Origin of the sequence: Achromobacter animicus (genome assembly GCF_902859585.1) — a bacterium.
Classification (GTDB): domain Bacteria; phylum Pseudomonadota; class Gammaproteobacteria; order Burkholderiales; family Burkholderiaceae_B; genus Achromobacter; species Achromobacter animicus.
Genome location: NZ_CADIJM010000002.1, coordinates 800,776 through 816,298, shown reverse-complemented (window position 1 = coordinate 816,298; position 15,523 = coordinate 800,776). Strand labels below are relative to the sequence as shown.

Sequence of the window (15,523 nt, the reverse complement as noted above, 5' to 3'; positions counted from 1 at the left end):
TCAATAGGCGGGCGGCTTCGCCTCGCGCCCGGCCGAGGCCGCCTGCGCCAGCGCGCGGGTGATGATGCTGGTCGACACGTTGGCAAAATAGCGCGCGCCCATGGCCCCGTACTTCTCCTCGTCCTGCGGCGTCAGCGCGATGATGCCGGAACACTTGCCCGCCCCGGCGATCGCGCGCAGTCCGGCCGCGATGGCGCGTTGCACGGGTTCGGCATTCCAGTCGCTGCCGTGGCCCATCGCATGCGCCAGATCATTGGGTCCGATGAACACCGCATCCACGCCGTCCACCGCCGCAATTTCGCCCGCCGCCGCAATGGCCTCGGGCGTTTCGATCATGGCGATGAAGCCGATGCCCTCATTGCTGCGCTGCGTGTGCCCGGCGCCGCCGAAGGCCCCGTAACCGGCCGCGCGCGTGCTGAAGGCGCTGCCGCGGCGGCCCACTGGCGGATAGTGGATCATGCCGGCGAGACGCCGTGCCTGCTCGGCGCTTTCCACCATGGGCACCTGCACGGCGCTTGCGCCCATGTCCAGGATGCGCGGCAAGTCCTGCTCGAAGCAGCGGACGATGGGCACGATGCCCGTGGCGCGTGCGGCGCGCAGCATGTGCTCGGTCATGCCGAAATCGGCACTGCCGTGCTCGTTGTCGAGGATGATGAAATCAAAGCCGGCGTACGCGCACATCTCGACGATGGCCGGGCTGGGCAATCCGTTGAACAGGCCGCGCAGCGGCTTGCCACTGCGCAGCATGTCCGGCAGGCGGCCGTCCAGCGGGAAGCGGGGATCGGTCATGCAAGTCTCCTGTGTCGGGGCGGGGTCAGTCGGCCTGGATGCCGGCGTCCTTGATCACCTTGCCCCATTTTTCGATTTCGCTGCGTTGGAACTGCGAGAATTCTGCCGAGCCGCGGCCGTCGGGCGCCACGCCCAGTGTCAGCAGCTTGGCGCGCACGTCGGGGGTGTTGACGATGGCCGCGATCTCGCGTCCCAGGCGTTCCACCACCGGCGCGGGCGTGCCCGCCGGCGCAAAGATGCCTTGCCAAGACTGCATCGCAAAGCCCGGCAAGCCCAGTTCGGCCAGCGGCTTGACACCCGGCAGATCCGCCAGCGGCGCGGCCGATGTAACGCCCAGCACTTTCACCCGCTTGGCATCGATCATCGGACGCGCGGCCGCGACCGTTTCAAACACCATGTCGATCTGTCCGCCGATCAGGTCCACCATCGACTGCGATCCTCCCTTGTAGACGATCTGGCGCAGGCGCGTATCCGAAATCGATTGAAAGAGCTGCCCCGACAGATGCTGCGACGTGCCCGCGCCGGCCGTGCCGTACGTCAGCCCGTCCGGATCCGCCCGCGCGGCGTCGATCACCTGCTGCACCGTGTTGAATGGGCTGTCTGCCCGCACCACCAATGCGTTGCTGACCATGCCCACCAGGCTGACGGGCGTGAAGTCCTTGACCGGGTCATAGCCCAGCGACTTGATGAAGAACGGATTGACGGCATGCGTGGTGATGGTGCCGCCCACGATGGTGTAGCCGTCGGGCTCGGCGCGCGCCACCTGTTGCGTGCCCACAATGCCGGACACGCCCGGCTTGTTCTCGACGATGACTGACTGCCCGAGACGAGCGCTCAACTGCTCGGCCATCAGGCGCGCGACGCCGTCGGACACGCCGCCCGGCGAGAACGGCACGATGTATCGGATGTTCTTGGTCGGCCAGGCGGGCGCGCCGCCTTGGGCGTGGGCCAAGCCGGCGGTCAACCCGATGGCCGCGACGGCGGTCAGGGTGCGTACAAAAATGCTGCGCATGCGTTTGTCTCCTGGAGTCGATGAGCGCGGTCTGTGCGCGCTTTCATTGGGTAGTGCCGGAAAAAGGGGAATAGCGAATCTTCAGGGCCCCGCCCGGACCGTCGCGCGTTCAACCAGGCTGCAGGGAATGACGATGTCGCGCGGCCGCAGCTCGGCCTGCATCTGTTCGCGCAGCAGCGCGACGGTAGCGTCCACCATGGGTTCGACCTGCTGACGCACGGTGGTCAGGCGATACGCGCCCCAGGCCGCCTGCGGCACGTCGTCAAAGCCCACGACGGCCACGTCCTCCGGCACGCGCAGGCTAAGTTCCTGACGCAGCACGTCAAGCGCCGCAATCGCCATGTGATCGTTGCCGGCAAACAGCGCGTCCGGCGGGTCGGCGGCAAACATTCGGCGAACCGCAGCCTGCGCCAGATCGAAGTCGTAGTGGCCCACTTCGCGGCAGGCGATGTCGTGGCCGAGTTCGGTCAACGCGTCCCGGTAGCCCCGTTCGCGTTCGATGCTGGTCGACGAATCCTCCAGCCCCGCCAGAAATCCAAAGCGCCGGTAGCCGCGGTCCACCAGCAGGCGCGCCACCAGTTGGCCGCCCGCATAGTTGTCGGACGTGACCGAGCTGCTGGCGTGACGTGCCAGGCCGCCCAGGATGGACACCCGATTGAACTGCACCACCGGCACGCCGACTTCTGCGCAACTGCGCGCCACGTTGGACGACAGCATGGCGGACGCCATGACGATGCCGTCGACCTGGTATTGCAGGATCTCGGCCAGCACGCCGTCGGCCGCCTCGTCCACCTCGGCGATGAACATCAGCACGTGATAGCCCTCTTTCTGCAGCTTCTGCGACAGACGCTCGATCACCAGCGGGTAGAACTGGTTTTCCAGATAGCTCATCACCAGCGCCACGATGCGGCTGCGGCGGGTGATCAGGCTGCGCGCCAGCGCGTTGGGCCGATAGCCCAGTTTCTGCGCGGCCGCCAGCACCTTGCGCCGCGTCTCTTCGGACACGCTGGCGCCGGGCGTGAACGTGCGGCTGACGGCGGACTGCGACACCTGCGCCAGATCCGCCACGTCCTGCGCGCGGGGCGCGGTCCTCATGCCGCGGTCCATCCCGCATCCAGCATCAGCGCGCTGCCCGTCATCAGACTGGACGCATCACTGGCCAGGAACACAATGGCGCCCATCACTTCGTCCAGACGGCCGACGCGGCCCAGCGCGTTGCGCGCGCAGACCCAGTCCCGGAAGCCGGGCTGCCCCAGCATGCCCGCCGTCATGGGCGTTTCGATGAAGGTCGGGCACACGGTGTTCACGCGAATGTTGGCCGCGCCCAACTCCCACGCCAAGGCACGCGTCATGCCTTCGAGCGCGTGCTTGCTGGCGCAATACAGCGTGCGCCGTGGACTGCCCACGTGCCCCATCTGCGACGACACATTCACGATGGACCCCGCACGGCCTTCCTGCAGCAGGCGGCGCGCCACGGCCCGGCTGGTGTAGAAAGCTGCCTTCACGTTCAGATCCAGCACGGCGTCGATGTCCTCGTCGGACTGCTCGACCAGCGGCTTGGGACGATTCATGCCCGCGTTGTTGACCAGAATGTCAAAGGGCTCGGCGTGCGCGACCGCCTGATCTACGGCGGCCGAGTCCGTCACGTCCAGCACCAGCGGCGCACAGCCGATGCCTTCGGCCCGCAAGGCTTCGCACACTTGCGCCAGTTCCGGCTCGCGCCGGGCCGCCACCGTCACATGCGCGCCCGCGCGGCCCAGCGCGGCGGCCGCCGCCAGCCCGATGCCGCCGCTGCCGCCCGTCACCAGGGCGCGGCGTCCGTCCAGGCGGAAGTCCGGTCCTTTGGGCAGCGCAATCATGCCTGGGCCTCCACCGGCCGATACCACGGCAGGTCGGGGCGATTGCCATAGCGGCGCACGCGGATGTTGGCCTGCTCGCCGTGGCCCGCAAAATTCTCCATGTGGCACAGGCGCGAGCAATACTCGCCCATCGCCGCGCTGGCCTCGTCCGTCAGCACGCGCTGATAGGTGCAGGTCTTGAGGAACTTGCCCACCCACAGGCCGCCGGTGTAGCGCGCGTTGCGGTTCGTCGGCAGCGTGTGGTTGGTGCCGATCACCTTGTCGCCAAAGCTGACGTTGGTGCGCGGACCCAAAAACAGCGCGCCGTAGTTCGTCATCCGGTTCAGGAAGTAATCGGGATCGCGCGTCATGACCTGCACGTGCTCGAACGCCAGGTCATCGGCCACCTGCAGCATTTCCTCGTCGCTGTCGCAGACGATGACCTCGCCGCAATCGGCCCACGCCTTAGCCGCGATGCCCGCCGTCGGCAGGATCGACAGCTGGCGCTCGACTTCGGCCAGCGTGGCGCGCGCCAGTTGTTCGCTGGTGGTCAGCAGCACCGCAGGAGACGTAGGGCCGTGTTCCGCCTGGCCCAGCAGGTCGACGGCGCACAGCTCGCCATCCACGCTGTCGTCGGCGATCACCAGCGTCTCGGTCGGTCCCGCAAACAGGTCGATGCCCACCCGGCCGTACAACTGCCGCTTGGCCTCTGCCACAAACATATTGCCCGGGCCGACCAGCATGTCCACCGGCGCCACGCTGGGCGTGCCCACCGCCATCGCCACCACGGCCTGCACGCCGCCCAGCACCAGGATCTCGTCGGCGCCCGCCATGTCCATCGCGGTCACGATGGCCGGATGCGGCTTGCCCTGATACGGCGGCGCCGTGGACACGATGCGCTTAACGCCCGCCACCTTGGCGGTCAGGACGCTCATATGCGCCGAGGCCAGCAGCGGATACTTGCCGCCCGGGATGTAGCAGCCCACCGCGTTCATCGGCACGTGCTTGTGGCCCAGGACCACGCCAGGATACGTTTCGACTTCGACGTCACGCATCGAGTCGCGCTGGATCTGCGCAAAGTTGCGGACCTGGCTCTGGGCGAATGCGATGTCCTCGATCTCGCGCGCCGACAACTGCTTGCGCGCCGCCTCGATCTCGGCACGCGACAGGCGGAAGTCCGCCGGGTCCCAGTTGTCGAACTTGCGGCTGTAATCGCGCACGGCGTCGTCGCCACGGGTTTCGATGTCGCGGATGATGTCTTCGACGGTGGCGCGCACCTTGGCGTCGTCGTCGGTCTTGACGGCGGCGGTCCGGCCGCGCTTCAGATAACGGATCATGGTTTCGGGTCCTGCAAGCGTTGAGAAGTTCATCGATGGAGGGGACTTTCAAAGCCTTGCATACGTATGCAAATAGGGAGAAACCCGGAGATTGCGCGCACGCCGACCTTCACTTCCACTCGCGCCGGATCGCGGCGCCACCGCGAATGCGCTGTCAGGCTGCTGACAGCCGGGCGCCGAGCGCTTTCGCTACACTCACGGGATTCCGCATCGATGACCGCCGGGCCGGCCCACGCGCAAACGCGAGGCGGACGGCAAGCGGCCGTGCTCACGCCCTCCCCTCATGTCGCATCCCGAATCGTTCAATCTGAAGCAGATCGCCGTGCCGGCGTTCGGCCCGTCGCTGCTATACGGCATCAGCAACGGCGCCATTCTTCCCGTGATCGCGCTCACCGCGCGGGAACAAGGCGCGTCGTTCGCGGCCGCCGGTCTCATCGCCGCGCTCATCGGCGTCGGCTCGCTGCTCTCCAACATCCCGTCCGCGCTGATCACTGAACGCTTCGGCGAAAAGCGCGCGATGGCCGGCGCCGCGCTGTTGAGCGTGGCGGGTCTGCTGCTGGTGATCGGCGTGCCGCATCTCTGGGTGCTGGCGCTGGCCATGCTGATGCAGGGCTGCGCGCAATCGGTGTTCCAGCTGGCTCGCCAAAGCTACATGATCGAGGTCGTGCCGCTGACGTACCGTGCGCGCGCGCTGTCCACGCTGGGCGGCACGACGCGCATCGGCACCTTCATCGGCCCCTTCGCGGGCGCGGCGCTGATTCACTTCATGGGGCTGGACGGCGCGTACTGGATCGCCGTCTGCGCCATGCTCGGCGCGGGCTTCATCGCCATCAAGGCGCCCGACATCGAACCCTCGCACGCCAAGGCCGCCGGCGCGCCGCGCGCACGCATCGGCGAAGTCGCGCGCGACCATCGCGGCGTGTACGCCACGCTGGGCGTCGGCGTGATGCTGATCAGCGCGCTGCGCGCGTCGCGCCAGGTCGTGATACCGCTGTGGGCAGACCATCTTGGGCTGGACGCCACCACCACGTCGCTTGTCTACGGCCTCGTCGCGGCCGTCGACATGTCGGTGTTCTATCCCGCCGGCAAGGTGATGGATCAGCGGGGCCGGTTGTGGGTGGCGCTGCCGTGCACGCTGCTGATGGGCTTGAGCTTGATGGCGATCCCGCTGACTGGCGGCGTGACGAGCTTCATCCTGGTGTCGCTGCTGCTGGGCTTTGGCAACGGCATCGGGTCGGGCATCGTGATGACGCTGGGCGCGGACGCTGCGCCGCCCGGTGCGCGCACGCAGTTCCTTGGCATCTGGCGCTTCATGGCCGATCTGGGTGCGAGCGGCGGGCCGGTAGCGCTGTCGGCGCTGACGGCGTTGTTGTCGCTGGGTGGCGCATCGTTTGGCGTGGGAACGTTGGGGCTGGTGGCAGCCGGGGTGTTCTGGCGGTGGCTGCCCCGGCGGGCGTCGGCATAGCGCCCGCCTGGGACGGCAAAACGTGCTGGTCCGCCAGCCGCCGTGGGCGCGCGATCATTGCGGACGCTGACCAGCTTCCCGTTCAATGTCCGCTCGTTGACGCCATCGATGCCGCGTTGAAAACCGGGGCGGCCTCGCCCGCCAGGGATACGTTGATGCAGGCTGGCAGCCCGCTGTCGGCGGCCCCCTTCAACGCGTTGGCCAGACCATCCACGTCGTGGGCCGCAAACCCCGCGCCGCCCAGCGCAGACGCGACGTCGTGATACCGCGCCGTCGGTGAAAGCTCGCAGCCGATCAACCGCTGCGGACCATAGGTGCGCATCTGGATCAGATGTTCGGCGTTCCAGCGCAGGTCGTTGCCGATCACTGCAATGACCGCCGCGCCTTCGCGCACCGCCGTATCCAGCTCCATCAAGTGAAAACCGGCGGTGCCGTCGCCCATCATGACGACCACCGTGGCTTTGGGCCGTGCGATCTTCGCGGCGATCGCGTAGCAGACACCTGCCCCGATCGCGCCGGACATGCCGTTGATGATGCGTACCGGCGCCTGGCAGAATGCCTGCGCCCACTGGCCGAACTCGCCGCCGTCGCAGATCAGGATCGGGTGAGGCGCGGACGCCAGGAATGCCTGCACGGTCTCGCACAGCGCGCGCGGGCCCAGCGCTCCCTCGACAGGCGCGGACGGCGCCTTGATCGTCCGGCTGCGCAGCGCGTCATCTACCTGTTCCTGCCACGCCAGACGTTCGGCCGAAGCTCGCGCCGCCCGTATCGCGGCTAGCGCCGCAACCGGGTCAGCTTGGAACGCCAGCACCAGACGCTCGCCAAGAAGACGGCCCGCGCGTTCCAGCATCGCGGGATCCGGGTCGATCACCGCGAGGCGTGCGTTGTCGCCAAGCGCGCCCGTGCCGCCGAATCCCAGCGTGAAGTCCAGGCACTTTCCCGCCAGCACGATCAGATCCGCGCTTGGCATGATGCCGGCCAACGCGCCCAGCGAAGGATCCTTCAGCCCGCGGGGGCTTTCCATCGGAATGATGCGCAGGCCAAGCATGGCTTGCGCAGCCGCGCGGGCGGAACGACCGTGCGATCGCGCGCTCGTCGGCCCCGCCAATACCAGCGGGCGGCGTGCGGCATTTAGCAGTTCAGCCAGTTGATCCACATACGCCGCATCCAGCGCGACAGCCGGCTGATCTGCCGGCGCCTGCGGCAGATCAGCGATGCCCGATTCGGCCGTCAGCAGATCAAACGGAAGCGCCACGTGGACGGGGCCTCGACGCGGTGCAAGCGCCTGCGTGATGGCATCTTCAAGCGCGGGGCACAGTTCTGCCGCGGACTGCGGACGCACCGACAACTTGGTCAACGGCCGCGTGATGGCGACCTGGTCCAGCTCCTGGAACGCACCCGAGCCGTCCTCCGACACCGACGAATCGCCTGAGATAAGCAGCACCGGGCTTTCCGCCTGCGAGGCCGAGTACAGCGGCGCGAGGCCATTGGTCAGGCCCGGCGCCGCCGTAACCATCGCTACGCCGAGCTCGCCGGTGATCTGCGACCACGCATCGGCCATGAAGACGGCGGCCGCTTCGTGCCGCACGTGGACGATGCGAATGCCGGCGTCGATGCACGCGTCGTAGAGCGGCATGATCTGATTGCCGGACAGGCTGAAGATGGTGGTGACGCCCCGCCGCCGCAGCGAGCGAATGATCAGTTCAGAACCCAGCACGTACGTCTCCTTGAGATTGCGTTTAAGACTTATGCCACCAGCGCTTGCGACAGCGCATGCTTCACGAAGCGCGCGCCGCCGCTCATGCCTTTTCCCTGCGGCCATACCAGGCTGAGCGAAAGCGTTCTTCCTGCATTCAGGGGAACCGGGACCAAACCCAAACGGCGGGCATATTCCCCCGTCACGCTCTCAAGCACCGCCGGACCGCACCCTGCATCCGTCAGCGCGCACGCCGCGGAGAACTGCATCACTTCAATCGCGGGGCGGCAGGACAGCCCAGCCTCCTCCAGCACCTGCGCCGTCAGCGCGCCGACCGGAAGGTGCCGGCTGTGACCGATGAACCGCTCCGACGCCAGCATATCCACGGTGACCTCCGGCAGCGACGCCCACGCGTGGTCCGGACGCACGACGCAAACCAGGCCCAGGTCCGCGATCTTTTCAAAGTTGGCGTGCTGATGCGCCCCCGCCCCGAGGATGACGCCAAGGTCAATGCGCTGCGCGATGGCCATCTCGACGACTTCGGCAGCCGTTCCCACGCGCAGCACCACCGACAGTAGCGGATCCGCGTCCTGCAGCTGTTTAAGCACTGCAGGCAGCACGCTGGCGCCCGTGGCGGACACCGTGCCGATGATCAGTTGTTCGCGCCGGCGGTTCCCCAGGCTTTGCGCAAGCTTGTCGACGGCATCCAGCGCCGCTAGCGCATGCGTGATCTCCGGCAGCAAGGCTTGCCCCGCCGCCGTCAGCTCCAGCCGTCGGTGGCGCCGCGAAAACAACGTCGCCCCCAACCGGACTTCCAGCTCTTTGAGCATGGCGCTGGCGCCCGGCTGCGTGAGGCTGCACGCCTCCGCGGCCTGGGTCACCGAACCCGTACGGCAGATCGCGGCCACCAGCTCCATCTCGCGCGGACGTATAAGGGATTTCATATGAAACAGCATTGGCTATGTATTTGACCGTATGCTACTCGAGCTCCAAACTGGACCGATCCCATTCAGCTCGGCATCCATTTTGAAAGTCACTCAGATCAACGGCTACCACCTGGCTTATACACCCCGGGTGCCGCTCGGCAACGCGCGCACGTTCATGCGCAAACGCGAGTTTCTCGCCCTGGAGATCCGCACCGACAACGGGCTTCGTGGATGGGGGGAAGTCTTCTCCTCGCCGTGGGCCGCGGCGGCCTTGATCCAGCAGCAGCTTGGCCCGCTGGTGTGCGGCCGGTCTGCGCTCGATCACGGCGCGATCTACGCCGACCTGGTGCCGCGCATCGGCTATGACAAGCGCGGGCCGGCCATGATGGCGATCTCCGCGTTGGACATGGCGTTGCATGACATCGCGGCCCGCGCACACGGCGTGAGCATCGCGCAGATGCTGGGCGGCGCGGTGAGGCGTGAACTGCCGTGCTACGCCAGCGGCCCCTTCATTGCCGAGGGCGATGATCCCTATGGCAACTATCCCCGTGAGATCGAATCGCTACTCAGCCAGGGATTCAAGGCGGTCAAGCCGCGCGCGGGTGTCTCTCCGCAGGCGGATGCCGTCATGGCGCAGCACGTGCGCGCGCTGATCGGCCCCGACGCTGACTTCATGCTCGACATGAACCAGGGCTACGGCACGGCGGCGGCGCGCCTGGCCGCTTCGCTGATTGAACCGGCGCGCCCGCTGTGGATCGAAGAGCCCGTCGCGCCGGAGAACCTGGACGGCTACGCCGCCACCGCCCAGGCAACTGCCTGCGCCATCGCCGGCGGAGAAGCCATCGGCAGCCTGGCCGGCTTCGACGCCTTCCTGCGCGCCGGCGCCGTCGGCGTGCTGCAACCGGACTTAGGCGTATGCGGCGGCTTCACGGGCTATCGCAAGGTCGCGGCCCTGGCGGAAAGCCGGGACATCGCCGTCATGCCGCATGCCTTCGGCACCGCCATCAACTTTCTGGCCTCGCTGCAGATCGCGGCGACACAGATGCCGTCGCGCGGCGGCGCGTGGGCCAGCTATCCGTTCGTGGAGTACGACGTGACCGGCAATCCGCTCATCGCGCTGGCCGGCCCGGCGATTCAGTCCAACGGATGTGCGGCGCTACCCGACGGTCCTGGCCTCGGCATGGACTTCACGCCAGACCAGTTCGAACCTTGGACGGTGCGGCACTGGCGCATCGAACCCTGACGCGCCGCCTGCACGCCCCCAATCAAAACCAGAACAGGAGACAACATGCACAACCTCAATGGCAACCGCGCACGGCTGTCGCGCCGCCGCTTTTCCGCAATGCTTGCGGCGCTGGCCCTGCCAGCCGCGTTCGCGCCCCCCGTACATGCCGCTGATGCCTGGCCCAGCCAGCCGATCACGCTGATCGTGCCATTTCCACCAGGCGGCACCACCGACGTCACGGGGCGGATCCTGGCTCGCGCGCTGTCCACGCAGCTCGGCCAATCGGTCATCGTGGAAAACCGCGCGGGCGCCAGCGGCAATATCGGTTCGGCATTCGTCGCACGCGCCAAGCCGGACGGCTATACCTTGTTGATGTCCGGCGTGGGCACCCACGCGGCCAACGCTGCCCTGTACGCGTCCATGCCGTACGACCCGCTCAAGGACTTCACCCACATCAGCAGCATTACCTCCAGTCCGAACGTCATTGCCGTGAACCCCGAGTTTCCGGCCAAGACGCTCGCGGAACTGGTTAGCCTGCTTCGCCAATCGCCGGACAAATACAACTACGCCAGCCCGGGCGCCGGATCTTCCGGCAACCTCGCCTTCGAACTCCTGAAACAACGGTCCGACCTGAAGGTGCAGCACATCCCCTACAAGGGCGCCTCGCAGGCGGTGACCGATGTCATCGGCGGGCAGGTCCCCATCCTGGTCATGGTCGCTGACACCCTGGAGCCGCATGTCCGCGCGGGCAAGCTGCGCGTGCTGGCCTCGACCGGCGCCTCAAGAAGCCTGCTCTTTCCGGATCTGCCGACGGTCGCCGAATCCGGCTTTCCGGATTTCGACGCCGTGTCGTGGACGGGGCTGTCCGCGCCTGCAGGCCTGCCGGATGCCATACGCGACCGGCTGGCGCAGGCCACCCGGGCCGCACTGACCGACCCGGAAGTGGTCAAGCCGTTGAAGGCCACCGGCAACGCCGTCACCTTGCGCAGCCCGCAGGATTTCACCGCGTTCATTACCGGCGAGATCCAGAAATGGGCAACGGTCGCCAAAACCGCGGGGTTGAAGATGGACTGAGGTGCGGTCTGTCGGCAGGTGCTGCATCTCGATTGCAGGAATGCGGCCCGCACAACAGACGCCTGTTGCGCGCAAGCCGCGCTGCGCCCGTCCCCTCAACCCAATTAATAGTATTTCTTATTCGCATTCGGTAGACTGCTGGACATCTTGCAATCTACCGACTCCCTTTCCCTCCCCGCGGTCGAGCAGCTCTATCGCCATCACCATGGCTGGCTGCAAGGCTGGCTGCATCGCAAGCTGGGCGACAGCGGCGACGCGGCCGATCTGGCGCAGGACACGTTCGTGCGGCTGATGGCCGCGCGCCGGCCGCCCGTGCTGCGCGAGGAGCCGCGCGCGCTGATCACGCATATTGCCAAGGGCCTGCTCGTCGACCATTGGCGCCGCCGCGCGGTGCAGCAGGCCTATCTGGACGCCATCGCGCACCTGCCCGAGCCGCAGGTGCCGTCTCCAGAAACGGGCCTCATGATCGTGCAGACGCTGGTGGCGATCGACGCCATGCTGCAGCGCCTGCCCGCTGCCACGCGCGAGATGTTCCTGCTGGCGCAACTGGACGGACTGACGCTGCAGGAAATCTCCCAACAAACTGGCAAACCCGTGATCACGGTCCGGCGCCATCTGCGCAAGGCCTTGATGGCGTGCATGACGGCCGCCGCATGAGCGCGCCGGGCGATCTATTGCTGGAGGAAGCCGCCGACTGGGTCATCCGGCTGCGCTACGAGACCGCCGACGCGGACACGCGGCGCGCGTTCGAACGCTGGCTGGCGCAGGGCGAGGCCCACACGCAGGCGTGGGCCCGCGCCGAACAGGTGCTGGGCGCATTCGAAGGCCTGCCCGCCCCCATCGGACATCGCGTGCTGCGCGCCACCCGCAAACGCCAGGGTCGCCGAGCCCTGCTGCGCGCGGCGCTGGGACTGGGCGTGCTCGCCCCGGCAGGCTGGATGGCATGGCGCGAGGCGCCCGCCTGGCGCGCCGACCTGCGCACCGCCGCAGGCGAACAACTGACACGCCAGCTCGACGACGGCACGCGGCTGGTGTTGAACAGCGGCAGCGCCGTCGACCTGCGCTACGGCAGCAGCGAGCGCCGTCTGGTGCTGGTGGCCGGCGAGGTGCTGGTGACCACCGGCCAGGAGCCCCTGCCCACCTACCGGCCCTTCGTGGTGCAGACCCCGCAGGGCGAGGTGCAGGCGCTGGGCACGCGCTTTTCGGTACGCGTCGTCGAGGACCACACCGAGGTCATGGTGTTCGAGCATGCGGTGCTGGCACGCCCGATCCATGGCACGCCCCTGCGCATCGACGCCGGGCAACGTGGCAGCTTCACCCTTGCCCAGACCGGCGCGCTGGCGCCGGTGGACGATGGCGCGGCGCTCTGGGAGCAAGGCATGCTGGTCGTGCGCGACCAGCGCCTGGCCGATGTGGTGGCCGAGCTGGCGCGCCATCGCCCGGGGTTTTTGCGCTGCGCCCCCGAGGTCGCCGACCTGCGGGTGTCCGGCGCGCTGTCGCTGCGGGATACCGATGCGGCGCTGCAAGCCTTGGCCGAACGCCTGCCCATCGCGGTGCAACGCGTCACCCGCTACTGGGTATCGGTCGGTCCGGCCGGCGCTTGAACGGCCGCGCGGGAAAAATATTTTGCGTCGAGGTGATCACTTTTTCGTTGTCGTGCGGAGTAGGAAGTAAGACCGCATCAAGGGGATGCGGGCGCTTCTTGCTTGACGATGAAAGGATGAAAGAGTGATGGCACGTGTACGCGCAGCGCGGGGCAGAGGATCCCGCAAGGCAATGATCTGGACGGCGCTCTGGTGCACGGCCATGGCAAGCGCCACCGCGGGCGCACAGTCCGCGGCCCAGACCGGCGCGGCGCCGGCCTCCCAAGTGCGCACCGTCGCAATCGGCGCGGGCTCGCTCGACGCCGTGCTGGCGCGCTACGCGGCCGCCGCCGGGGTGCAGATCGTCTACGACCCCGCCTGGCTCGCCGGCCGCCAAAGCCCGGGCATCTCTGGCGAGATGAACGTCCAGCAAGGCTTCGACCGCCTGCTCGTGGGCACGGGCTACCGTGCCGTGCCCAGCGCTGCCGGCACCTACGCGCTGCAGGCCGTGCCGCAAGGCGGCGTCACGCAACTGGCGCCCGTCACCGTCACCGGGGCGGCCGAGCGCGCCACCAGCGAAGGCACGGGCTCGTACACCAGCAATGCCGTCACCATCGGCAAGGGCACGCAGACGCTCAAGGAAATTCCGCAGTCGGTGTCCGTCGTCACGCGCCAGCAGCTCGACGACCAGAACCTGAACAGCCTCTCGGACGCGATGCGCAACGTCACCGGCATGACCGTCGAGACGCTATCCAGCGGCGGCAATATTTCCGGGTTCATCTCTCGCGGCTACTCGCTCGATTCGATCCAGGTGGACGGCATGCGCGCCCCGGCCGGCGCGGGCAACCTGTCGGCGGGCTTCGACCTTGCCATCTACGATCGCATCGAAGTGCTGCGCGGCCCCTCCGGGCTCTACCAAGGGACCGGCGAGCCCGGCGGCAGCGTGAATCTGGTGCGCAAGCGCCCCATGCAGGAATTCGCCTTTGGCGCCCAGGCCAGCGTCGGGTCGTGGGACTACTACCGTGCCGTGGCCGACCTGAGCACGCCGTTTGATAGCGAAGGCAAGGTCCGCGGCCGCTTCATTGCCGCCTACGAAGACCGCGGGTCCTTCGTCGACCGCGTCAGTTCCGAGCGGCCCACGCTCTACGGCATCGTCGAGGCCGACCTGACATCCGCCACGACGCTGGCGGCGGGCATCACGCATCAGCGCTCCCGCGTTACGCCGGCATTCGGCTTGCCCGCGTACGCCGACGGCTCGCTGCTCGACGTGCGCCGCGGCACCAATCTCAGTGCCGAATGGAACCGCATCGAAGAAGAAACCACCGAGGTCTTTGCCGACCTGGAACACCGGCTGGATGGCGGCGGCTCCATGAAGGCAAGCGTCTTTCATCGCGACACCGACACCCCGACGCGCGTGACCACCTGGCCCAACCGCGCCGTCGATCCGGTCACCGGAGACACCAACCTCATCGCGTGGTCGTACCGCAACCACTGGAAAACCACGGGCGCGGATGCGCACGTGAACCTGCCGTTCGAGGCTTTCGGCCGCGAGCACAGCGTGCTCGTGGGCGCCGACTACAGCTATACGCGCAAGCAATTCAACTACGGCGGCGGCACGATCTTCCCGACCAACGTAAATGACCCGGTCATCGACATGCCACAGCCCGAGATGGAACAGGTCAACGGCAACGACGGCCGCACCAGCGAATTCGGCCTGTACACGCGCGCGAACATTCAAGCGACCGATCACCTGAAGGTCATCGCGGGCGCACGCCTGTCGTGGTGGAAGAACGACGCACGCAACGCCAACCAGTACTTCGGCGACTTCAGCCAGGCGACGACGCGCATCGACGCGCGCCCCTCTCCGTATGCCGGATTGGTGTACGAACTGACGCCGCAGCTCTCCGCCTACGCCAGCTACACCAGCATCTTCCAGCCGCAGACCGAAATCGATGCGCAAGGCAGCACGCTGTCGCCGCGCGTGGGACGCCAGATCGAAACGGGCGTCAAAGGCGCATTCATGGACGGCGCGCTCAACGCGCATGCCGCCCTGTTCCAGATCGTGGACCGCAACCGGGCGATGAGCGACCTGAACAACCCGATGTACTCGGTGGCCGCGGGCAAGGTGCGCAGCCAGGGCTTCGAGACCGAGATCAGCGGATCGCCGTTGCCGAACTGGGACATCGTGGCCGGCTACGCCTACACGCAGACCAAATACCTGGAGGCAAACCAAGCCCAGCAGGGACTGTCGTACAGCACAATCACCCCGCGTCACGCCATCAACCTCTGGACCCGCTACCGCTTCACCCAGCCGGCGCTGGAAGGCTTCAGCGTGGGCACGGGCGTACGCTGGAACAGCGGCAACTACCTGCAAAGCGGCAACGTGCGTTGGGATCAGGGAAGCTACGCGCTCGTCTCGGCCCAGATCGGCTATCGATACAACCGCCACGTCGAAGGCACGCTCACCGTCGACAATCTGTTTGACCGCAAGTATTACGAAAAGCTTGGCGGCGCCTCGCGGCAAAACTACTACGGCCAGCCGCGCAGCGTGATGCTGACGGTGCGGTATCAGTATTGA

Annotated in this window: 13 protein-coding genes; 6 read left to right on the top strand and 7 right to left on the bottom strand. The window is 67.4% G+C overall.

The window, feature by feature from the left end:
- From HV681_RS08525 to hisD, 5 genes are all read right to left on the bottom strand, one after another.
- The gene (locus HV681_RS08525) at positions 1–789 is read right to left on the bottom strand and encodes an HpcH/HpaI aldolase family protein (RefSeq protein ID WP_175122652.1); all 789 of its coding nucleotides are present in this window, start codon (positions 787–789) and stop codon (positions 1–3) included.
- 25 nt (positions 790–814) lie between these two features.
- Entirely contained in the window at positions 815–1,801 is a 987-nt protein-coding gene (locus HV681_RS08520) for a Bug family tripartite tricarboxylate transporter substrate binding protein (RefSeq protein WP_175122651.1), read from the bottom strand.
- An 81-nt stretch (positions 1,802–1,882) separates the two neighbouring features.
- Complete coding sequence (locus tag HV681_RS08515; RefSeq protein ID WP_175122650.1) at positions 1,883–2,896, bottom strand: LacI family DNA-binding transcriptional regulator; 1,014 nt, start codon at positions 2,894–2,896, stop codon at positions 1,883–1,885.
- Positions 2,893–3,660: an SDR family NAD(P)-dependent oxidoreductase gene (locus HV681_RS08510; RefSeq protein WP_175122649.1), complete on the bottom strand. Its 768-nt coding sequence runs from the start codon at positions 3,658–3,660 to the stop codon at positions 2,893–2,895. The genes HV681_RS08515 and HV681_RS08510 overlap by 4 nt, the downstream gene beginning before the upstream one ends.
- Positions 3,657–4,976, bottom strand: coding sequence for a histidinol dehydrogenase (gene hisD, locus HV681_RS08505; RefSeq protein ID WP_175122648.1), 1,320 nt, complete (start codon positions 4,974–4,976; stop codon positions 3,657–3,659). The genes HV681_RS08510 and hisD overlap by 4 nt, the downstream gene beginning before the upstream one ends.
- Before the next feature lie 283 nt (positions 4,977–5,259).
- Between hisD and HV681_RS08500 the strand changes: the two genes are divergently transcribed.
- On the top strand, positions 5,260–6,441 hold the full coding sequence (locus tag HV681_RS08500) for an MFS transporter (RefSeq protein WP_175122647.1): 1,182 nt from the start codon (positions 5,260–5,262) through the stop codon (positions 6,439–6,441).
- An 82-nt stretch (positions 6,442–6,523) separates the two neighbouring features.
- On the opposite strand, the gene HV681_RS08495 is transcribed toward HV681_RS08500, so the two are convergent.
- Together HV681_RS08495 and HV681_RS08490 are read right to left on the bottom strand one after the other, a co-directional pair.
- Positions 6,524–8,158: a thiamine pyrophosphate-binding protein gene (locus tag HV681_RS08495; RefSeq protein WP_175122646.1), complete on the bottom strand. Its 1,635-nt coding sequence runs from the start codon at positions 8,156–8,158 to the stop codon at positions 6,524–6,526.
- A 29-nt stretch (positions 8,159–8,187) separates the two neighbouring features.
- Entirely contained in the window at positions 8,188–9,054 is an 867-nt protein-coding gene (locus tag HV681_RS08490) for a LysR family transcriptional regulator (RefSeq protein WP_175122645.1), read from the bottom strand.
- A gap of 109 nt (positions 9,055–9,163) precedes the next feature.
- Between HV681_RS08490 and HV681_RS08485 the strand changes: the two genes are divergently transcribed.
- The 5 genes from HV681_RS08485 (at position 9,164) to HV681_RS08465 (ending at position 15,523) form a co-directional block, all read left to right on the top strand.
- Positions 9,164–10,306, top strand: a complete 1,143-nt coding sequence (locus HV681_RS08485) for a mandelate racemase/muconate lactonizing enzyme family protein (RefSeq protein ID WP_175122644.1) — start codon at positions 9,164–9,166, stop codon at positions 10,304–10,306.
- 45 nt (positions 10,307–10,351) lie between these two features.
- Positions 10,352–11,362: a Bug family tripartite tricarboxylate transporter substrate binding protein gene (locus tag HV681_RS08480; RefSeq protein WP_175122643.1), complete on the top strand. Its 1,011-nt coding sequence runs from the start codon at positions 10,352–10,354 to the stop codon at positions 11,360–11,362.
- 147 nt (positions 11,363–11,509) lie between these two features.
- On the top strand, positions 11,510–12,019 hold the full coding sequence (locus HV681_RS08475) for a sigma-70 family RNA polymerase sigma factor (RefSeq protein WP_175122642.1): 510 nt from the start codon (positions 11,510–11,512) through the stop codon (positions 12,017–12,019).
- The gene (locus HV681_RS08470) at positions 11,998–12,966 is read left to right on the top strand and encodes a FecR domain-containing protein (protein ID WP_254594921.1); all 969 of its coding nucleotides are present in this window, start codon (positions 11,998–12,000) and stop codon (positions 12,964–12,966) included. The genes HV681_RS08475 and HV681_RS08470 overlap by 22 nt, the downstream gene beginning before the upstream one ends.
- Positions 12,967–13,168: 202 nt before the next feature.
- Positions 13,169–15,523 carry a TonB-dependent siderophore receptor gene (locus tag HV681_RS08465; RefSeq protein WP_175122641.1) on the top strand — a complete coding sequence of 785 codons (2,355 nt, stop codon included), beginning with the start codon at positions 13,169–13,171 and terminating at the stop codon, positions 15,521–15,523.